This is a genomic window from Novosphingobium profundi, assembly GCF_018491765.1.
GTDB classification, from domain to species: Bacteria; Pseudomonadota; Alphaproteobacteria; order Sphingomonadales; family Sphingomonadaceae; genus Novosphingobium; species Novosphingobium profundi.
The window spans coordinates 88734-109511 of the sequence record NZ_JABWCU010000021.1 but is presented as its reverse complement, the minus strand read 5'-3'; the positions used below and the strand labels follow the sequence as shown (position 1 = coordinate 109511).

Annotated in this window: 13 protein-coding genes and 1 pseudogene; 6 read left to right on the top strand and 8 right to left on the bottom strand. The window is 67.7% G+C overall.

The window, feature by feature from the left end:
- The coding region (locus tag HT136_RS21690) for a LacI family DNA-binding transcriptional regulator (RefSeq protein ID WP_214201954.1) at positions 1-151 on the bottom strand (151 nt) is incomplete at its 3' end.
- A gap of 46 nt (positions 152-197) precedes the next feature.
- The gene (locus HT136_RS21685) at positions 198-1310 is read right to left on the bottom strand and encodes an ROK family transcriptional regulator (RefSeq protein ID WP_214201942.1); all 1113 of its coding nucleotides are present in this window, start codon (positions 1308-1310) and stop codon (positions 198-200) included.
- Between the two features lie 121 nt (positions 1311-1431).
- On the opposite strand from HT136_RS21685, the gene HT136_RS21680 reads away from it, so the two are divergent.
- From HT136_RS21680 to HT136_RS26395, 3 genes are read left to right on the top strand one after another with little or no spacing between them, the layout of a single operon-like run.
- Positions 1432-3900 carry a TonB-dependent receptor gene (locus tag HT136_RS21680; RefSeq protein WP_214201941.1) on the top strand — a complete coding sequence of 823 codons (2469 nt, stop codon included), beginning with the start codon at positions 1432-1434 and terminating at the stop codon, positions 3898-3900.
- A complete protein-coding gene (locus HT136_RS21675; protein ID WP_214201940.1) occupies positions 3900-5060 on the top strand; it encodes a YdcF family protein in 1161 nt (386 codons plus the stop codon). The genes HT136_RS21680 and HT136_RS21675 overlap by 1 nt, the downstream gene beginning before the upstream one ends.
- A gap of 16 nt (positions 5061-5076) precedes the next feature.
- Positions 5077-6060, top strand: a complete 984-nt coding sequence (locus HT136_RS26395) for a phospholipase C/P1 nuclease family protein (protein ID WP_246544078.1) — start codon at positions 5077-5079, stop codon at positions 6058-6060.
- Positions 6061-6119: 59 nt separating this feature from the next.
- On the opposite strand, the pseudogene HT136_RS21670 reads toward HT136_RS26395, so the two are convergent.
- Positions 6120-7412 (bottom strand): annotated as a pseudogene (locus HT136_RS21670) (MFS transporter); the annotation flags it as partial.
- 195 nt (positions 7413-7607) lie between these two features.
- Between HT136_RS21670 and pncB the strand changes: the two are divergent.
- Positions 7608-8912 carry a nicotinate phosphoribosyltransferase gene (gene pncB, locus HT136_RS21665; protein WP_214201938.1) on the top strand — a complete coding sequence of 435 codons (1305 nt, stop codon included), beginning with the start codon at positions 7608-7610 and terminating at the stop codon, positions 8910-8912.
- On the opposite strand, the gene HT136_RS21660 is transcribed toward pncB, so the two are convergent.
- Positions 8902-9993 carry an alpha/beta hydrolase-fold protein gene (locus HT136_RS21660; RefSeq protein ID WP_246544077.1) on the bottom strand — a complete coding sequence of 364 codons (1092 nt, stop codon included), beginning with the start codon at positions 9991-9993 and terminating at the stop codon, positions 8902-8904. The two genes, pncB and HT136_RS21660, sit on opposite strands and share 11 nt — an antisense overlap.
- Before the next feature lie 276 nt (positions 9994-10269).
- Positions 10270-12720, bottom strand: coding sequence for a TonB-dependent receptor (locus HT136_RS21655; RefSeq protein ID WP_214201937.1), 2451 nt, complete (start codon positions 12718-12720; stop codon positions 10270-10272).
- Between the two features lie 545 nt (positions 12721-13265).
- On the opposite strand from HT136_RS21655, the gene HT136_RS21650 reads away from it, so the two are divergent.
- The gene (locus tag HT136_RS21650; RefSeq protein WP_214201936.1) at positions 13266-14708 is read left to right on the top strand and encodes a sensor histidine kinase; all 1443 of its coding nucleotides are present in this window, start codon (positions 13266-13268) and stop codon (positions 14706-14708) included.
- 10 nt (positions 14709-14718) lie between these two features.
- On the opposite strand, the gene HT136_RS21645 is transcribed toward HT136_RS21650, so the two are convergent.
- The 3 genes from HT136_RS21645 to HT136_RS21635 form a co-directional block, all read right to left on the bottom strand.
- Positions 14719-15069: a response regulator gene (locus HT136_RS21645; protein WP_214201935.1), complete on the bottom strand. Its 351-nt coding sequence runs from the start codon at positions 15067-15069 to the stop codon at positions 14719-14721.
- Positions 15066-18404, bottom strand: a complete 3339-nt coding sequence (locus HT136_RS21640; protein ID WP_246544097.1) for a CheR family methyltransferase — start codon at positions 18402-18404, stop codon at positions 15066-15068. The genes HT136_RS21645 and HT136_RS21640 overlap by 4 nt, the downstream gene beginning before the upstream one ends.
- A 113-nt stretch (positions 18405-18517) precedes the next feature.
- Positions 18518-19078, bottom strand: a complete 561-nt coding sequence (locus tag HT136_RS21635; protein WP_214201934.1) for a PAS domain-containing protein — start codon at positions 19076-19078, stop codon at positions 18518-18520.
- A 408-nt stretch (positions 19079-19486) separates the two neighbouring features.
- On the opposite strand from HT136_RS21635, the gene HT136_RS21630 reads away from it, so the two are divergent.
- The gene (locus HT136_RS21630; protein WP_214201933.1) at positions 19487-20680 is read left to right on the top strand and encodes an AAA family ATPase; all 1194 of its coding nucleotides are present in this window, start codon (positions 19487-19489) and stop codon (positions 20678-20680) included.
- Positions 20681-20778 lie beyond the last annotated feature (98 nt).

Here is a 20778-nt window from a genome sequence, read left to right as displayed (position 1 = left end):
TGGCCTGCTCGATCTTCGCGCGCGTCGCCGCGTTGACCTTGGGGGACTTGTTGAGGACCCGCGACACGGTGCGGATCGAAACGCCCGCGGCCTGCGCGACATCGCCGATCCTCGTCTCACTCCCCATCCGGGGATCACCTTGGTCCTTCATGCCGATGGCTTAGCCGCTGCACCGGGGCGATCAAGCCAAATCCCGCTCAGCTCCCGGCCGAAAGCGCGTGGATCGGCAGAAGCGCGGCGCCCAGCGTGACCGGCGAGCCGCGCAGCGCCGAGACCCGCACCGGCGGCCCGCGCCCTTCGACGGTGGTCACCAGCGCCGCGCCGCGCAGGCGGCTCGCCAGCCCTTCGAGCACCTCGCCCGGCACCGTCCCTGCCAGCACCACCGCGCCGGGGTCGAGCCAGGCGAAGGCGGTGTTGGCGACGACCTCGAGCTGGCCGGCCGCCCGGTCCATCCACGGCGCGATCGCCGCGCGCTGCGCCGGGCAGGCCATGTCGATCGCGCCGAGCGAGGACACCGCGCAGCCGCTCGCGCGCAAGGTCGCGAGCAGGTCGAGCGGGCTCGGGCGCGGCCGGTCGCCGGGAAAGAGGCAGCCGATCTCGCCCGCGACGCCGAACTGCCCGCGCACGAGCCGCCCGTCGACGATCACCCCCGCGCCGATCCCGTAGCCGAGCAGCACCACCACCACGGTCGCGAATTCGCGCAAGAGGCCGCCCATGTAGAACTCGGCGAGCGCGGCCGCATTGGCGTCGTTCTCGAGCCACAAGGGCCAGCCCAGTTCGGCGGAAAGGATCGAGCGCAAGGACGCGCCCCGCCAGCCCGGCATGTCTTCCACCACGCTCCAGCGCTCGCCTTCGGGCGAGAGCGCCGGACCGGGGACCGCGACGCCCAGCCCCAGCATGCGCTGGCCAAGCAATCCGTGGCGCTCGACGAGATCGTGGGTGAGGCGCCGCACCCGCCGCGCGAAGCCGAGCGGATCGATCGGATCGCTTTTCTCGCGGTGCGAGGCGACGACTTCGCCCGCAAAATCGACAAGGGCGATATCGAGCAACCCCTTGTGCGCGCTCGCCCCCACCGCATAGCCCCCGCCGGGCGCCAGTCGCAGCGGGATCGCCGGGCGCCCGCGCCCTTGCGCCGCGCCTTCCCCGACCTCCTCGACGACGCCCTGCGCCAGCAGTTCACGCGAAATGCGGGTCAGCGCGGTGGGGCTGATCTCGAGCCGCTCGGCCAGCGCCGAGCGCGACAGCGCGCCCGCCTTGCGCAGCTCCTGGACGATGCGGCGCTGGTCCTTGTCGAAAGCGGGAATGGCCATGGCCCCTGCGGGTAGGGCCTTTTATTTATTTTCACAACAATAATTAAAAACGTCACAGTGAACCGGCACTGGCCCCCCGTCGCCTCTCTCCCGGCGACGCCGACATTCATGAGGGGCATTCATGTTCAGGACCATTCTCGCCACGAGCGCCGCGATCACCGCGCTTGCGACCGCCATCACTCCGGCCCTTGCCGACGAGGCCGCACCTGCCGCCGACGCGCCGCAGGGCGAGGACATCATCGTCACCGGCTCGACCCGCGCCGAGCGCCGCTTCGATGTTTCCTACGCGGTCAACACGATCTCGCAGGAGGACGTCGAGAAGATCGCGCCGGTCAACTTCGCCGACCTCATCGGCCAGCTCCCCGGCTTCCAGACCGAGATCACCGGCGGCGAGGTCCAGAACATCTACCGCATCCGCGGCCTGCCCAACGACGGCGGCTTCGTCAGCTTCCAGCAGGACGGGCTGCCGCTGTTCCACGAGAACGACGGTGTGTTCTTCCGCGGCGACGCGATCCTCAAGCAGGACCTGATGACCGACCACGTCGAAGTCGTGCGCGGCGGTCCGGCCCCGGTCTACGCCAGCTATTCGGGCGCGATCATCAACGCGATCACCGTGACCGGCGACGAGACCCCGCGCGGCAAGGCGCAAGTCACGCTGGGCGACACCGGCCTCTACCGCCTCGACGCCTACCAGGCGGGCAAGCTGGCCAAGGACACCTACTATGCGGTCGGCGGCTTCCTGCGCTACCACGACGGCTACCGCGACAACGGTTTCCCCAACGACAAGGGCGGCCAGATCCGCGCCAACATCAAGCATGTGACGGACAACGGGTTCATCAAGCTGAACCTCAACTACGTCAACGATCACAATGTGTTCTACCTGCCGATCCCGACCAGCAACCCGCTGACCGGGGAATCGCTGGACAAGTACATCGACTACTTCGAGGGCACGATGAACTCGCCCTCGCTGCGCAACGTCAACCTCAAGTACCGCGACGGCAACGGCCAGGTGCAGAGCCGCAATTCCGACCTCTCGGACGGACGTCACATGCAGATGGTGAACTTCGGGGCGCACTACGAAGGCGACTTCGACGGCTGGCTGGTCACCGCCGCGGCGGGCTACACCCAGGGCAAGCTCGACTTCACCGCGTTCTATTCGACCACCAACCCGGCCGATGCCGACACTTACGCCTCGGGCTTCCTCGCCCGCGCCACGAGCGCGTTCGGGGCCGTGGATCACTTCGGCTACACCCTCGCGGGCACCGACACGGTCTATGATCCCTACGCGGCCTCGGGCCTCGTCATGCAGGGCCAGTACCGCGACATCCACTCGAAGTTCTATTCGGGCCAGGCCAACCTCTCGGTCGCCAGGAAATTCGAGACCGGGATCGGCAGCCACGACGTCAAGCTCGGCCTCTACGGCAGCCTCTATGGCGAGAGCAGCCGCACGCTTTACCAGAACTACCTGATCGAGGTGGCGGGCCAGCCGCGCACGCTCGACCTGGTCGCCTACGACGCGGCGGGCAACGAGCTGGGCCGCGTCACCGACAACGGCGTGGTCAACTACACCGCCACGCTCAACCGGGGCGATGCGGACGCTAAGATGTTCGCGCTCTACGCCAACGACACCTGGGAGATCGTGCCGGGCCTGCGCATCGATGCGGGCATCCGCCACGAGCGCTACAGCTACAAGGGCTGGGCCGCGCTGACCGAACAGGCGGACCTTGGCGATGGCACCACGCTTGCCGACGACACCACCCGCGCCTTCACCGGGGTGATCGTCAACCAGAAGCTCAAGCCGAACGTCACCAACTGGACGATCGGCGCGAACTACGACTTCACCGGCAATTTCGGCGTCTACGGCCGCGCCTCGCATCTCGAGACGCCGCCCAACGTGCAGACGGTGATGAGCATCAATCCCACCATCATCACCACCAAGGCCGACCAGTTCGAGGCGGGCCTCAAGCTGGCGATGGGCCGCTCGTACCTCTACGTCACCGGCTTCTACACCAATTTTGACCCGCTCAACGCCTCGTTCCTGGCCTACGATCCGACCACCGGGCGCAACGACGTCAACGTGCCCTTCATCGGCGAGGCGCAAGTCAAGGGCGTCGAGTTCGACGGGGCCTGGAGCGTGACCCCCTGGTTCACCCTCAACGGCGCGCTCACCGTCAGCGATCCCAAGTACAAGAACTTCCAGAGCGCGACCGGGGCCGATCCCGAACAGGCCGAAGGCAACCAGATCGTGCGCCAGCCCAAGGTCTACGGCAATATCCGCCCGAGCTTCGACTTCACCACCGGCGAAACCGACGTCTCGATCTACGGACGCTACACCTACATGGGCAAGCGCTTCGTCGACCTCTACAACAACACCGCTCTGCCCGCCTACGGCACCGTCGGCGCGGGCGTGACGCTCCGGCACGGTACCTGGCAGCTCCAGGTGGTGGGCGACAACCTGTTCAACGCCCATGGCCTGACCGAAGGCAATACCCGCACCGACTCGCTGGCCGGACAGGGCAGCGCCGAGGCGATCTACGGGCGACCGATCTTCGGGCGCAACTTCCGCCTCGTGGTCGGCAAGTCCTGGTAATGCGCAAGAGCCCCCGACGGCCGGTGGCGGCGCTCCCCGCCGCGCTGGCCGCCGCGCTCTGCCTCGCATCGGTCTGCGCCCAGGCGCAGACCGTCCGCGATGCCACGACCGAGCGCCTCTCCGCCCGGCTGTTTCCCCGGCTCGACGCACTCGGGCGCGATCCGGGCGCGGTGACCGCGCTGAAGGCGCAGCCCGCCATCACAGCGCTGCTGCGCGCCCGCTCCGAGCGGCGTGAGGTTTGCGGCACGGACCTCACCTGCCTCGCCCAGGCGATGGAGTGGAGCGAGGACGAGATCACGCGCCTCGCCGCCGCCGTGCCGACCCCGGACGCCGATGGACAAGTTACCCGCGAACTGGAGGGGATCGACACCATCGTGCGCACCTACGGCCTCGGCGAGCTGCCACGCTATCCCGCGATCGACGGGTCCGGTGCGCTCGACGCGCAAGAGCGCCACGCCCGCCTCCAGGCCGCCACCTGGTTGGCACAGGCCCCGCGCGCACATTCGCTCCAGCCGCTCGACCCCAGCCTCGACTTCGCGCTGGCGCTGCTCGACGGCGCCGGGCGCACCGACGCGATCGCCTTCGCGCCCGACGACGAGGGCCTCAACGCCCCCGCCTTCGCCCGCGCCAGGACGATCGACTGGACACGCTACCGCTACAGCGCGCTCGTCGTCACCGGCGTGGGCCCCGAAGTCGAGGGCCAGGCGCTCAGCCCTTACGGCATGTACCACGTGCGGCTTGCCGCGCAGCGCTTTGCGCGCGGCGAGGCGCCCTTCCTGATCCTTACCGGCGGCCACGCCCACCCGCGCGCAACGCCCTTTGCCGAAGCGGTGGAAATGCGCCGCGCGCTGATCGAACGCTACGGCGTGCCTGCCGAGGCCATCGTGATCGAACCTTACGCGCGCCACACCACGACCAACTTGCGCAACGCCGCGCGCCTGTTGATGGCGCTGGGCGCCCCGCTCGCCAGGGACGCTCTCCTGGTCTGCAACCCCGAGCAGAGCGCCTATGTCGAAAGCGCGGCGTTCACCGCGCGCAATGCGGCCGAGCTCGGCTACCAGCCAGGCACCATTGGCAAGCGGCTTGCCTCCACCGAACTCGAATTCCGCCCGTCCGCCCTTTCCGCCAGGGTCGACCCGCGCGACCCACTCGACCCCTGAACCGGAGCCGTCCTCGATGCGCACTCTCCTTCTCGCCGCCCTTGCCGGTGTCACCCTCGTTCCCGCCCCAGCGTTCGCCTGGGGCGGGCGCGCCCACGCCGTGATCGACCGCGCCGCGATCGAGGCCATTCCCGAGGACGGCCCGACGTTCCTGCGCGCCTACGAGGACTACATCGGTGCCTCCGCCTCGCTCCCCGACAGCTGGCGCGGCAACGACCAGAACTTCTCCAAGATCGAGGAAGACCCCAATCACGGCTGGTTTCGCGAGCAGTTCACCTGGCTGCGCCCGATCCCGCGCTCGCGCTACGAATTCGTGATCGCGCTCTACAAGCATTACGAAGCGATCAAGGACACCGATCCCGCTACCGCCGCGCGCACCAACGTGCGCTGGACCGGAACGCTGCCCTACGCCGCGATCGAGGCCTACCAGCGCATTGTCGTGTGCATGCGCCAGGTCCGCGCCGCCAAGACGCAGGGCGAAGACGCCTCGGTGGCCGAGCGCAACTGCACCTTCGACGTCATTCGCCTTGGCCACTACATCGGCGACGGCGCCAACCCGATGCACGATTCGGTCAGCAGCGACGGCTGGCGCGGCCCCAACCCCCACGGCTATACCACCGATCGCAGCGTCCACGGCCGCTTCGAGAGCCGCTTCGTCGACGGCATCGACCTGACAGTGGCCGACATCGCCCCGCGCATTCCCGCGCCCGCGCGCACCTCGGGCGACATGTTCGACGCGGTGCTCGCCTATCTCGATACCTCGGGCGACAAAGTGGGCGAGGTCTTCGCGCTCGAGCAGCGCGACGCCTTTGCAAACTTCGCGGACAAGGACGTGCGCGCAATGGTCTACGAGCGCACCGCGGCGGGCGCGGCGATGCTGCGCGACATGCTCTGCCGCGCCTGGGCCGAGAGCGCGGCGCCGCCCGCCAAGGTCGAGCCCTCGCCGATCGACTTCGCCAATCCGCGCTTCAACCCCGAGACCGGCTCGGCGCCCGGCTGAGCGCGACGCTCGAGCGCGGTGCGCACGCGCGCGTGCCGCGCGTGGCCGAGCGCGAAGCGCGGCAACAGCGCAAAGGCGGCCAGCGAACCGGTGAGCGGCAGGCCGAGGCCAAGGCCGAGCATCGCGGCCAGGACCTGCGGCGTCTGCCCGGCTCCCGGCACGTAGCCGAGCGCGCCCAGCAAATAGCCGACAAGCGCAGTGGCTGCCGCCCCGCTTGCCTTGACCGCGACGAGGTAGGCGGCGAAGAGCCCGGTCTCCAGCCGCCTCCCATGGCGCAGCGCCAGGAAATCGACCGCGTTGGCGAGCAGCCCCCAGGGCAGCATGAACACCGCCGCAAGCCCGAAGCCGATCACCGCCGCGCAGGGCACCAGCGCCGGTGGATGGCCAAGGCACAGGCCGAACAGGAGCAGCCCGAAGGCGCTCACGCCATGCCCCAGAACCAGCACGCGGGCCTGGTCGAGCCGCGCGGTGAGCGCGGTCCAGACGAGCACGCCCGCGAACTGCCCCCCGGTCATCGCCAGGAGCAGCGTGGGCACGAGGTCACCGCGAGCGACCACGTAGGTCCCGATGTAAAGCACCATGCGCCCGAACGTCGGCATCGCGAAACCGGTGATGAGCGCGAGGAGGCCAAGCCCCACGACCAGCGGATCGCGCAAGGGCACGCGGATCGTGTCCTCACCGGCCGCGCGCGCCGAACTGGAGGCCGTGCGTCCGCTCGCCAGCACGCACAGCGCCATGGTCAGAGCGAACAGCGCGCCCGCGCCCGCGCCGGTCAGGGCCAGCGCCGCGAAGGCGCGGCTGCGCGCAGCCTGCTGGACGAGCGGGGCCAGCACCAGGGCAAGGCACAAGGAACTCGCCGTGCTGAACCCCAGTCGATAGCCCGAGACGCGGCCCCGCGCGCGGCTGTCGTGGGTCATCTGCGCCATGAGCGCGTTGTGCGGCACGTCGATCACCGCGTAGGCGCCGCGAAACACCAGCATCGCCAGCGCCAGCAGTCCGCCCTGCCGAAGGCCGCTCGCGGGCATCGCATAAAGCATCGCGAAGGCGAGCGCGCAGGGCACCGCGCCCGCCATGACCATCCAGCGATAGCCGCGCCCCTGGCGCCTGAGACGGATCACCAGCGCCGCGGCGACCAGATCGAAGACGAGATCGCCGGCCAGCGCGACGAGCATCAGCGCGCCGGCCTCCCCCGCTCCCAGCCCGAGCAGGTCGGTCAGCAGGAACAGGATCGTCATGTCCGCGCCCGAAAAGACGAGCGCCTTCCCGAAATTGCCCGAGGAATAAGCAAGAAGCCGCGCCTCGCGCGCCAGCGCGCTGGCCGGACGGCCCGGGCGGTGGGCGGGATGGGTCATGGGAATTCTCGTGTCGCAGGCAAACCGGGGCCTTGCCTAAGCGGCGAAGATGACGCCCGCGCGACAGTGCGCGGTCACGATCCCGGCCGGCTGCGCGAAGCCATCGGCCCGCCCTGGCAGCGCATCGGCCCTGCCCCGCTTCCACCCGCCTGCAAAAATTAAACATGGCGCGCGCAATCGTCTAAGGGTGGAGGCATGACCGTCACCAACATCGCGCAGCGCACCTACGACCACAACTTCCGGCTCGACCCGATCGTGCGCAGCCTGCTCGACACCGACTTCTACAAGCTGCTCATGCTGCAGATGATCCAGCACATTCACCCGCACGTGCAGGCGACCTTCTCGCTCATCAATCGCACCCATACGGTGCGCCTCGCCGAAATCATCGACGAGGGCGAGCTTCGCGCGCAGCTCGATTTCGCACGCGGCCTGCGCTTCACCAAGAAGGAGCTGATCTGGTTGGCGGGCAACAGCTTCTACGGCAAGCAGCAGATGTTCAGCCCCGACTTCATCGCCTGGCTCGGCGAGTTCCGCCTGCCCCCCTACGAGCTCGGCGTTCGCGACGGGCAGTACGAGCTCAGCTTCGAGGGGCCCTGGACCCACACCACGATGTGGGAAATCCCCGCGCTGGCGATCGTCAACGAGCTGAAATCGCGCGCAGCGATGCAGGGCCGGGGCAAGTTCGCGCTCGACGTGCTCTACGCGCGCGCCAAGGCCAAGCTGTGGGAGAAGGTCGAGCGGCTGCGGCTTCTGCCCGATGTCGTCATCTCCGATTTCGGCACCCGGCGGCGCCACGGCTTCCTGTGGCAGCGCTGGTGCGTCGAAGCGCTGAAGGAGGGGCTGGGCGACCGCTTCATCGGCACTTCCAACGTGCTCCTGGCCATGGACGCCGACCTTGAGGCGATCGGCACCAACGCGCACGAATTGCCGATGGTCGCCGCCGCGCTGGCCAAGGACGACGCCGCGCTCGCCCGCGCGCCCTACCAGGTGCTGGACGAGTGGCAGCGCCACTACAACGGCAATCTCCTGATCGCGCTGCCCGATGCCTTCGGAACCGCCGCCTTCCTGGAGAACGCGCCCGCCTGGCTGGCGAACTGGACCGGCTTCAGGCCCGACAGCGCGCCCCCGATCGAAGGCGGCGAGGAGATCATCCGCTGGTGGGAGCAGCACGGCGTCGACCCGCGCGAGAAGCTGCTGATCTTCTCCGACGGCATGGACATCGACACGATCGAGGCCACCTACCGCCACTTTCATGGCCGCGTGCGGATGAGCTTTGGTTGGGGTACCAACCTCACCAACGACTTTCGCGGCTGCGCTCCCGACGGCGAGACCGGGCTCGAACCGATCTCGCTCGTCTGCAAGGTGACCGAGGCCGGGGGACGCCCGGCGGTCAAGCTTTCGGACAACCCCGCCAAGACCACCGGGGACCCGCACGAAGTGGCGCGCTACCTCAAGGTCTTCGGCGAGGCCGGACGCGCGCGAAGCGCGGTCACGGTCTGAACAAGCGCGGGGCGAAATCGGCAAGATAGTCACGCCAGTTGTCCCAGGTGTGGCCGCCATCGCTCTCGTGGTAGGTGGTCGCGATGTGGTAGCGCTCGAGCAGGTCGCGCGTCGGACCGATGTGGGGGTAGATGAAGTCCTCGCGCCCGATCGCGTAGTAGACGAGATGCATGTCGCTGGCCGCCTGCGCAAGGTGCGCGGCATTGTCCTTCTCGTAGCGCGCGAGCTGCGCGGTATCGACCTCGGGCGTCATCCCGATGCCCAGCCCCATGGAGAACACGCCGATCCAGTGGAACGTGTCCGGCCGCACCAGCCCTTCGTTGAGGGTGAGGAAACCACCCATCGAAAGCCCCGCCATCGCGCGCGCGTCCGCCTTGGCAAGCGTGCGGAACTGGCCGTCGACAAGCGGGATCAGGACCTGCGTCAAATCCTCGCCGAAGCTGTGGTCGCGCCACAGGTCCTTGCCCGGATAATCGGGGGTGTGCCCGGCGGGCATGACCACCAGCATCGGCTTGACCTTGCCCGCCGCGATCAGGTTGTCGAGGATCCGATCGACGCGGCCCTCGCTGGTCCAGCTGTCGTCGCTGTCGCCCGCGCCGTGGACGAGGTAGAGCACCGGGTAGCGCCCGCTTCCGGCCATGTAGCCGGGCGGCGTGTAGACATGCGCGCGGCGCAGGCTGTTCGTGGCCTTGGACCAGTAGTTCAGCGTCGTCACCATGCCATGGGCAATGCCCGGCTGCCATTGCTCGAGCGGTGCACCGGGGACTTCGACCACCGCCTCGATGCCCAGCACCGGCTGCGACCAGTCGCGCGCGCGCGGATCGGCGGTGCGCACACCGTCGACGAGGAAGGAATAGCGGTAGCTTCCCGGCGCAAGCGGCTGCGCGGTGGTGACCGACCACAAGCCGCCCGCATCGCGCGTCATGGCGAGGCCCGAGGGCGCGGACGGATCAAAGCTCTGCGGGATCGCCGCGCCCGCATCGCCGCTCGTCACGCGCACCGCCTTGGCGTTGGGCGCGCAGAAGCGGAAGGTGACCCGGCCATCGCCCGCAACCTCGCTCGAGGCATAGGGCGAAGGCATGCCCGGGAACCATGGCGCATCACAGGCCTTCGCCGCTGAGGCAGGTGCCGGGTTCGCCGGTTGCGCCGCAGCCGGAACGGACGCGAAAAGAGCAGCGGCGCAAAGGGCCTTGCGGATCATGCAGGTCATCAAAATCTCCACCAAGGCGCCCGGCGCGGTCCAAAGGCCACGCGCGGGCGCCGGGTAATCCGGATCAGGTAAAGGATGAACAAGGGGCGCCCGCGCGCAGGCGAGGAGAGGTCAGGCTCTTACCCCGCGCGAACGCCCCCTGCCCGCTCAGAACTTCTTGCCGATCTGCATCCCGAACGTACGCAGTTCGGGCAGGCCGGCATGAAGCGCCGAATAGGCGGCGTAGTGGCTGCTCGCCGGATCGATCGTCCAGTTGTCGTAAAGGCCGGTGAAGGTCTTGTCGTTGAGCACGTTGTTCAGGAAGAACTGGACCGAGACGCTGCCGGCATCGATCCCCACGCGGGTGTTGAAGACGTGGCGGTCGGCCGTGCGCGCCAGGTTCGCCGCGCTCGACCACACGCCCGACTTGAAGTTCCAGTCGGTGCGCCAGAACCAGGTCGTCGTCTCGTCGAGGTCGCCATGGAAGGTGACCCCCACATTGGCCGACCACTTCGAGGCGAGCGGCATCTCATTGCCGGTGAAGTCGTCGGTGCCGGTCAGCGTGGTCAGCGTGGGATTGACGTAGGACTTGATCGAGCTGTCGTTGAGCGCGCCCGCCGCCTCGATGGTGATGAAGTCGGCCGGGTTGGTGATCGTCTGGATCTCGAGGCCCCACAAGTCCACCGAACCGGTGTTGGCGGTGCCACCCACGAAGTCGTAGCTGTTCGACTCGTCGTTGTAGACCGCCTGGTAGATGGTGTTCATCTGGTTGCGCCACTGGTCGTAGTAGGCCGCCACCTGGTAGACCATCGCGCCGCCGAAGAGACGGCCCTTGGCCCCCAGTTCGTAGTTGGTGACCTTCTCGGGATCGACCGCCAGCTTGAGCCCGGCATCGGCGAGCTGCTGCTGGACCGATTCCGAGTACCCGAGCAGCGCACTGTTGAACGCACCCGGGTTCACGCCCTTGGCCCAGGAGGCATAGACCATGTGGTCCGGCGTGTACTGGAAGTTGACGATCGCGCGCGGCAGGAAGTTGCGGTAGCTCTGGGTGAGCAGTTCGGATCCGTCGGTGTTGTAGGCGGTGATCGTGTCGATCTGGTAGCGCCCCTCGACACTGGCCGAGAGCGTCTCGGTCATGTCCCAGGTCGCCCCGAAGAAGCCGCCGAACGTGCGCGCGCGGTTCTCGCCTCCGGTGAAGAACAGCGGATCGCCAGCCGAACCGTAGCTGAAGTAGCCGCCGCCAGTCTGCTGGCGCGCATCGAGCCAGCTGGCGCCGACCACCCCGTGCAGCGCGCCGAAGTCGTAGTTCAGGCGCCCTTCGAGCGAATAGTCCTTCTGGATCGCGTCGATGTAGTAGGGGTAGCTGTAATAGTCGGGATCGAGCGAATTGGTGCTGTAGGCTGCGGCGCTGTTGGCAACGCCGGTCATGTCGAGCAGCGAGAGCTCGGTCAGCTGGCTCCACTCCTCGTGGTTGTAGCCGCCCAGCAGGCTGAGCGAGAGCTGCGAGTTGAGCTCGTAGTCCATCGTCGCGTGGAAGTGCTGGGTGTGGCGCAGCAGGCCGTAGCCTTCGACCGCGTTGTCAGGCCCGACAAGGCGATCCGCGCTCTTGGTGGCGAGCAGGTCCTTGATCCAGGCGCTGTTGAAGGTCATCGCCGCGACCGGGTTCACCAGGCCCTTGATCGTGCCGCAGAAGGTCGGATTGCCGTTCACCGTGCAGTTCGACTGGCTGACGAAGGTCTGGTCGCCGCCGTCGACGTCATAGGCGAGCAGGCGGGTCTGCGCGCCCGGGCCGTCGTCGTCGGTGTCGAGCATGCCAAACAGCTTGATGGTCAGGCTGTCGGTGGGCTTGGCGACGATGAGCAGCGTGCCGTTGGTGCTCGACTGGCGGCCCAGCTTCTCGCCGGTCGCCGCATTGGTCCACGTGCCGCCCTTCTCCCAATGGTTGCCGGTCACGCGGAAGGTCAGCGCATCGCCCACGATCGAGCCCTCGAGCGCGCCCTTGATCTGGAAATTCTTGCGGGTGCCGTACATCAGCGTGGCATCGCCGCCCCATTCACCGGTCGGCTCCTTGGTCACCACGTTGACCGCGCCGGCAAAGGTGTTGCGCCCGAAATAGGCACTCTGCGGGCCCTTGAGCACTTCGATGCGCGCGGGGTCGGCGATCGCGGTGATCGCGGTCGGCGAGGACACCGGCACGCCGTCGATGAACATCGACGTCGTCACCGCCAGCGCCGATGTGGGCGTGAAGCCGCGCAAGTTGATCTGCTGGAACGAGCGGTCGGCGTGGCCGCCGCCCGCGCTGGCGTCGGCAACGTTGACGCCGGGCGCGGCCTGAAGCGCGTCCGAGATGCTCTTGACGCCGCGCTGCTCGAGCTGCTCGGCGGTGAGCGCGCTGATCGTGACGGGCACCTCGAGGATGTCCTCCTCGCGCTTGCGCGCGGTGACCACGATGTCGCCCGAGATTTCCTTGGCCTGCGCCTTTTCTTTTTCCGCGGCGGTATCGCCGGCCTGCGCGGCCCAGGCCGGCTGCGACAGGGCAATGAGGACGAAGCTGGTCGCCAGCGCCGATGCGGAGGCAAGGTGCCGGGTCGAACGAATGGGACTGGTCGTATTTCGCATGAGTATGTTTCCCCCCTTGAGTGGCTCGGCCAGACGGCATCGTTCGGAGCGTATGGGCCCGGTCGCTCCGCAGCGAACATCCGCCTGACCTTGCTACGAGAGCGCATATTGCATGCAATATTGGCTTCATCTCCGCTATTTTTGTTCGCTCTTCGGATAAACGTCCGCGGTGCAGAAAATCGTTCAATTGGTAAAATAAATTGCATTCTGCATCTGATATTTCGCTAAAATGCAATAAAATGCGCCTGCAAACGAACGCAAATCACACAAATTTTGCATTATTCCGGTCGCCGCATCAAAATACTCTTTCGCGTTGTGATGTGCCTTCGCGAACGGCTCCGGGGTATTGGAAATTGCATGCATTTATGAGGGCGCCATTTCGTTCCCGTGTTCGCGCACCGTCGCCTCGCGCGATTCCCCCGCGAAAGTCGTCGCAAAACCGGCGCTGCCCTTCCCGGTGGCATTGACAAACCCGGCAGGCGGCTACAGGTCTCGCATTCGATCGCGACACCCCAGCCGCAGACCCGCGACGCCCCCGGAGCGCCATGAACATCGACTTCAAAGCGCTATGCTCGCTGTCCCCCAATCCGTACATGCTGCTCGATCGCGATCTCACGATCGTGTGGACCAACGCGGCGTACCTGCGCGCGACGATGCACAGCGCCGAGACCCTGTTCGGCCGCCATCTGCTCGACGCCTTTCCCAGCGAGCCGGGCAGCGAAAGCTACGAATTGCTGTTCGCCTCGTTCGAGCGCGTGCTGGAAAGCCGCGAGGTCGACGAGATCGCGCTCATCCGCTACGACATCCCGCGCCCCGACGGCACGATGGAAACCCGCTACTGGAGCGCGACGCACACGCCGATGCGCGACGCCGCGGGCGAGGTCGAGTTCATCCTCCAGCACACCGTCGACGTCACCGAGCTGCACAATCTGCGCACGATGCGCGACGAGATCGACATGGTCCGCCGCGCGCAGGCCGTGCAGGATCGCAACCTCGACCTGCAAGGGCAGATCGAGCGGCTCACCCGCCTGTTCGAGCAGGCCCCCGGCTTCGTCTGCGTACTGACCGGCGAAAGCCATGTCTTCGAGATGGCCAATTCGGCCTATTGCGACCTTGTCGGGCGCACCGACCTTATCGGCAAGCCGGTTGTGCAGGCCCTGCCCGAGATCGAGGAACAGGGCTTCGTCGCAATCCTCGACGAGGTGCGCCGCACCCGCCAGCCCTATGTCGGCAAGGCCCGCAAGGTCTATTTCGACGCCGACCCCGGCGCCCTGCCGGTGCACCGCTGCGTCGATTTCGTGTTCCAGCCCGTGATCCTCGACGGCGCGGTCTCGGCCATTTTCGTGCAGGGTCAGGACGTGACCGAAGCGGTGGAGGCGGCGCGCCACCAGGACCTGCTCATCAACGAGCTGAACCACCGCGTGAAGAACACGCTCGCCATCGTCCAGAGCCTCGCCAGCCAGTCGTTCCGCAAGGTCGAAGCCGCCGCCGAGGCACGCCTTGCCTTCGACGAGCGGCTGCACGCGCTGGCGGGCGCGCACAACCTGCTCACCGATGCCAACTGGGGAACGACTTCGCTCGGTGAAGTGGTGCGCGCCGCAACGGCCGCTGCGGGCGATCCCCAGCGCCTGCGGGCCAGCGGGCCGGTGATCGCCCTGCCCCCGCGGCTGACCGTCGCGCTCTCGATGACGCTGCACGAGCTGACCACCAACGCGATCAAGTACGGCGCGCTTTCGAACGAGACCGGCACGGTCGCGGTGACCTGGTCGCGCCAGACCGGGCAACCCGACCGTCTCGTGCTCGAATGGCAGGAATTTGGCGGTCCGCGCGTCGAGACACCCACGCGCAAGGGCTTTGGCACCGCGCTCATCGAGCGCGGGCTCGCGGCCGAAGACGGCGGACAGGCCCGGATCGCCTATCTGCCCGAGGGCCTGACGTGTTCGATAACGCTCTACCTGCCCCCGAGCGAGGACCAGCCGGCCAACTGAGGCGCGCGGCTCAGCCCAGCGCGCGGCTGAGCGCGGCGCGCAGCATCGAGGGCGAACTGGGCTTGGGGCAGACTTGCGCGGCGGGATAGCGCGCGCGCAAGTTCGCCTCGTCGGCATGGCCCGAATGGAAGATCAGCGGCACGCCTGCGGCGCTCAACACGTCGGCGGCGGGATAGACTTCGCCATCGAGCAGGCGCACGTCGAGCACCGCGCAGGCGGGCATCAGACGTTCGATCGCGGCAAGCGTGCTCGCCACGCTCTCGCAGGTGCAGGCGACACGGTAGCCCGCCTCCTCGACGATGCTCTCGACGTCGATGGCGACGATCAGCTCGTCCTCGGCGATCAGGACAAGCGCGCTCACGCCGCGACCACCGTGGCAGGAAGGCGCATGGCCAGGTGGAAGCAATCGCCCTCTACCTCGCGCGAGAGTTCAGCGCGCAATTGCCGGGCCGAGGTCGTCACCAGCAGCGTGCCGAAGCCCGAGGCCTCGTGCGTTCCCGAAAGATCGGCGCCGCGCTCGATCCAGTCGAGCTGGAGCGCATCGCCGTCATGGTGCCAGCGGATCGCGAGAGACCCCTGCCCTTCGCGCAGCGCGCCGTACTTGGCCGCGTTGGTGGTCCACTCGTGGAGGATCAGCGCCAGCGAGGACAGGCTCGCGCGCGCGATCGCGACCGGCGGCCCCTCGATCGCGATCGCGCCCAATCCGCGATAGGCATCGACCGTGGTCTCGACGAGGTCGGCCAGCGAGATCGCGGGCTGGTCGCCGCTCGGCGCGGCCAGCGAATGCGCGCGGCCAAGCGCGGAAATGCGCTCGCGCAAGTCCTCGCTGTAGCTGCGCACGTCGTGATGCGTGCGCCCGGCCGCCGAGACCATGCCGCTCACCACCGCGAAGAGGTTCTTCACCCGGTGGTTCATCTCGCGCAGCATCAGCGCACGGGTTTCGGCCAGAGTGTATTCGGGGGTGATGTCGATCACCGTGCCGACGATGCGGGTACGCCCCTTGGCCGAGGTCACCCGCCCGAAGCTCTTGACGTGGCGAATGCCCTCGTCGGCCAACATCACCCGGAACGCCGCCTCGAAATCCTCGCCTTGTACCGAGGCCCGGCGCAGGCCCGCCTCGACCTCGACCCGGTCTTCGGGGTGGACCCTGGCGAGCACCCGGTCGATTGACAGATCCCCCTCGGCAGGCAGTTCGAGCAGGACGCGGTTGGTGGCGTCGGCCAGCACCTTTCCGCTGTCGACCAGGTATTCCCACACGCCGATGCCCCCGGCCTTGATCGCCAGATCGAGCCGCTCGCGCTCGGTCGCCAGGTCGTCTTCCATCGAAAGCGCGTCGGTGATGTCGGTCAGGACCAGCGTCGCGCCCGCGACGCTGCCGTGCTGCGTGCGGTAGGGCAGCACGCGCATCGAAAGCGTGCGCTTGCCGTCGCGCGTGCGCACGCGGCGCATCAGCGGCTCGCCGCTCTCGCCCACCTGGCGCGCGTCCTCCAGGTAGCCCGCGTCCTCGAGCCGCGAGGTAACGTCGGCCAGGCTGCGCCCGCGATCGCCGGGCTGGAGCGGGAAGATCCCGGTCGCCGCCTCGGTGAAGCTGCGGATGCGCAAGTCCGCATCGAGCACGATCACCGCAAGTTCGGTCGATTCGAAGAAGTTGCGCAAGTCCGAATTGGCGACGGTAAGCTGGTCGACCTTGCTCTTGAGCTCGTCGTTGACGGTCGAGAGCTCCTCGTTGGTCGACTGAAGCTCCTCGTTCATCGACATCATCTCTTCGTTCGAGCTCTTGAGTTCCTCGTTCGCGGTTTCGAGCTCCTCGACTGCGGTGCGCAGCTTGTGGCGCGTGAGGCGCAGCTCCTCCTCGAGCGCCTCCATGTGATCATCGCCGCTCTCGATCTCGGTAAGGTCGTCCTCGGCAAAGGGGCGGAACGGGCCGCGATCGCGGAAGATCAGCAGCAAGGTGCCCTCGCCGAGCGGCTCGCCGATCACCTCGATCGGCTGTTCGCCGTAGTCGGACGAGACCGAAACCTCGCGCGCGACCACGCGCTTGCCGGTATCGCGCGCCTGGCGCACCAACGGCCCCAGCACATCGCGCAGGCCCGGCTTGGCGAGCGAGATCGCGTTGGAGCCGCCCGTGCGCGTCACCGGAAAATCGAAGTAGCGGCTGAGCTTGCCGTAAGCCGAAAGCACCGCCCCGTCCTGGTTGACGACCATCGCGGGGGGCGAATAGCCCTCGGCCAAACGCTGGATAGCGACATCGGCACGCACCGCGCGGGGACTGCCCGGTCGCGCGCGCGCGCTGTTCGCCGGGCTCGGCGCCGGATCGCGCCGGTCGTTGGCGGGAAGATCGATCGGGTAGCTCGGGTTGCCGGGTGCGCGCGCGAAGATGTGGGCGTGGTTGTCGAGCGCGGGGAACAGATGCTCGAAACGGCCGATGCTCTCGGACGGACCGAGGAACAGATAGCCCCCCTCGCGCAGCGCGTAGTGGAGGATCGGCATGACCGACTTCTGCAGGGCATCGTCGAAGTAGATCAGCAGGTTACGGCACGAAACCAGGTCGATGCGCGAGAACGGCGGATCCTTGACCACCGAATGGTTCGAGAAGCGGATCAGGTCGCGGATCGGCGCGGTGATCGTGAAGCGCTCGCCATGGGGCACCGTCCAGCGCTCGCGCAAAGGCGAGGGAATGTCGGCGAGCGCGGCGGCGGGATAGCTGCCCTCGCGCGCGATCTGGAGCATCTGCTCGTCGATGTCGGTGGCGAAGATCTGCACCGGATTGGCGATGCCGCGCGCGCGCGCCGCCTCGGCAAAGAGCATCGCGATGCTGTAGGCCTCCTCGCCGCTCGAGCAGCCCGGCACCCAGACGCGCACGTCCTCGCCCGCCGCGCGCTCGTCGAGCAGCGGTTCGATGACCTTGACGCGCAGCGCCTCGAACATCTCGGGATCGCGCAAAAAGCGGGTGACGTTGATCAGCAGGTCGCGGAACAGCGCCTCGCACTCCTCGCCGTCGCTGCGGATGCGCTGGAGGTAGGTGCCCGGGCTGTCGATCCCCAGCACGTGCATGCGCCGCTCGATCCGGCGTACGAGGGTGGAGCGCTTGTAACCGGCAAAATCGTGTCCGATCGCGCCGCGCAAGGTGGCGCACATGTCGTCGATGTGGTCGGCGACGAGCTGCGCCGCCTCGCGTTGCGGCTCGCCCGTGCGGCGCGCGAAGAAACCGTGGAGGCAGCCCAGGATCTCGCCCGGCGGCTTGACGTAGTCGACCAGCCCGGTCCCCACCGCGGCGAGCGGCATGCCGTCGTAGCGCGCGGTCCCCGGTTCCTGGGCGACGCAGACGCCGCCGTGCTCCTTGATCGCGCGCAGCCCCGTCGATCCGTCGGCGCCGGTGCCCGAAAGGATCACGCAGGCCGCATTGGCCTGCTGGTCGGCGGCGAGCGAGATGAAGAAGTCGTCGATCGGGCGGCGCAACCCGCGCGGCTGCGCGAAATCGGTGAGCTGGAGGCGCCCTTCGCGCAGCGCGAGGCCGCGCCCGGGCGGGATGATGTAGACGCGGTCGGGCTTCAGCTCCTCGCCGCCCTCGCATTGCAGCACGTCGAGCGGACTGGCCCGGTCGAGCAGCTGGGCGAGCATGCTCTCGTGGTTGGGATCGAGATGCTGGACGATGACGAAGGCGCAGCCGGTGGGCAGCTGCGCAACCGAGAGCATCTCGCGCAGTGCCTCGAGCCCGCCCGCCGACGCGCCGATCCCGATCACCGGCACCGCGTCCGCCCGGTTTTCGCGCAACGTCTCCACGCCTGCCCCGCCCTCGTCCTCGCGCCTCACAGGATGGCCCCGTCGTCGAGGTCGGCAAGCGTCAGGCGGGCCTGCGCCACGGTCTGGGCCGAGTTGGCGATGGTGGCGAGCGTGCCCTCGACGATCATCCCGCTTTCGGCTGCGGCCGGGCTGAGCCGGGTGAGGGTCTGGCCAAGGTCGCGGTCGTAGGCCTGGAGCAGCTCGGGCCGGGCGCGGCTGACGTCGAACTGCGAGGCGAAGATATAGCGCGTCGCCCCGCCCAGCGCGCGCAGGCGCGACATGTAGAGGAGGTTCACGAAAGGCGTGCCGTCCTTGCGGAAATTGACGATCGGCGTGCGCACGTTGGCAGCCGTCTCGTCCTCGAGGAAGGCGCGCAGCTGGCCGCGCGCCTCCTGGTCGTCGGCCGGACCCTGCAGCACGCGGCAATTGCGCCCGACGAGTTCGTCCTGCGCGTAGCCGGTCAGGTCGGAAAAACGGGGATTGACCAGGATCAGCGGGTGGTCGCCCGAAACCGCGGCAAGCGCCAGCGCGACAGGGGAATTCGTGAAGAAGGCCCTCAGCTGGTCCAGAACCGCGTCATCGTGCACTTAGGCAAACTCCATTGCACCCTTTCACCGAAAGGGCCTGTCCCCGAAAAGGCATTCGTCGCGCGCGCTACCTTCGTGCCGCACGTCGTGACCGACCAACCCAAAGCTTGCCCCGCCTCTCGCGCGTTCATGGCGCAATCCGAACGCGGCGTCACGGAATTCATGGAACTTTTCGCGGGGATGGAAGTTCCCATCCGCCCGCTCCCGATCACGCGTTTATTTTCGCGATGGCCACGGCCCTGTCCGGCACCGCGCGCCCGGCAATCGCGCCCTCCCCTTTCGGCAGCCCCGACGCCCGCACGGTCGCAACGCGCGCCCGTGCGTCTCATTCCTGTACAACACGATGGACTGAAGCATATATAAAGGTTACATCATCGCGAACGTTCAATTGAGCAACCCGGGGTACAAATGCATTCAGAAGTCGAGCGTCTGGCCGAAATGGCCCAGGCCGGGGAACGCATGATCGAGCGCCTGCGCAAGCAGGCCTTCCTGCCCGACAGTCGCAAGGGGCTCAACATCCGTTTCGGCATTGCCGAGGCGGCGCAGCTTCTGGGCTGCTCGACCAACCGCATCCGCATGGCCGAGGACGACGGCCGCCTGCCCCCTCCCCCACCGACCGAGAACGGGCGCCGGCCCGGCTATTCGATCGAGGCCCTGCTCAACATGCGCGCCGTGCTGGGCGCCTCGCCCGCGCGCGCACCGCTCGATCGCCCGGCGATGATCGCGGTGCAGAACTTCAAGGGCGGCGTGGGCAAGTCCACCGTCACCACCCACCTCGCGCACTATTTCGCGATCCAGGGCTACCGCGTGCTGGTGGTCGACTGCGACAGCCAGGCGACGACGACCACGCTGTTCGGCTTCAACCCGCACTTCAACATCACCCGCGAACAAACGCTCTACCCCTATCTCTCGATCGATCCGACGCAGACCGACCTGCTCTACGCGGTCCAGAAGACCCCCTGGCCCAACGTCGACCTGATCCCCTCGAACCTCGAACTCTTCGACGTCGAGTACGAACTGGCGGCCAGCGGCGCGGACGGCGGCTCGGTGCTTGCCTCACGCTTCCGCAAGCTCAAGGCGGGGCTCGAGGATCTTGCGCGCGGCTACGACGTGGTGATCCTCGATCCCCCGCCGGCGCTCGGCACCATCAGCCTGGCCGTCATGCAGGCCGCCAACGCGCTGATCGTGCCGCTGGCCGCGACCACCCCCGACTTCTGCTCGACCGTGCAGTTCCTCTCGATGATGGACCAGGTGACAAGCCAGCTCGCGCAGGCCGGGCTCACCGTCGACTACGACTTCGTGCGCCTGCTGTGCTCCAAGTTCGACGGCAACGACCCCAGCCACGCAATGGTGCGCCAGATCATGGAGCAGACCTTCGGCCCCGCCCTGCTTCCGGTCTCGATCCTCGAGAGCGCCGAGATCAGCCACGCCGCGCTGCGCATGATGACGGTCTACGAACTCGAACGCCCGATCGGTTCGGCGCGCACCCACAAGCGCTCGCGCGCCAACCTCGACGAGGCGATGGCCCAGGTCGAGGCGCTGGTGCGCCGGGGCTGGGGCCTTGCCACCCCGGCCAGCGAAGAAGCCGTGGTCAATGGCTGAACAACTTTTCACCCGCAAGACGTTGAAAAGCGTTTCCTACACGGCATTTGTTCTTCATATGTTCCGTGCGTTCCCGATGCCGTCCAGGAGGTAAGCCC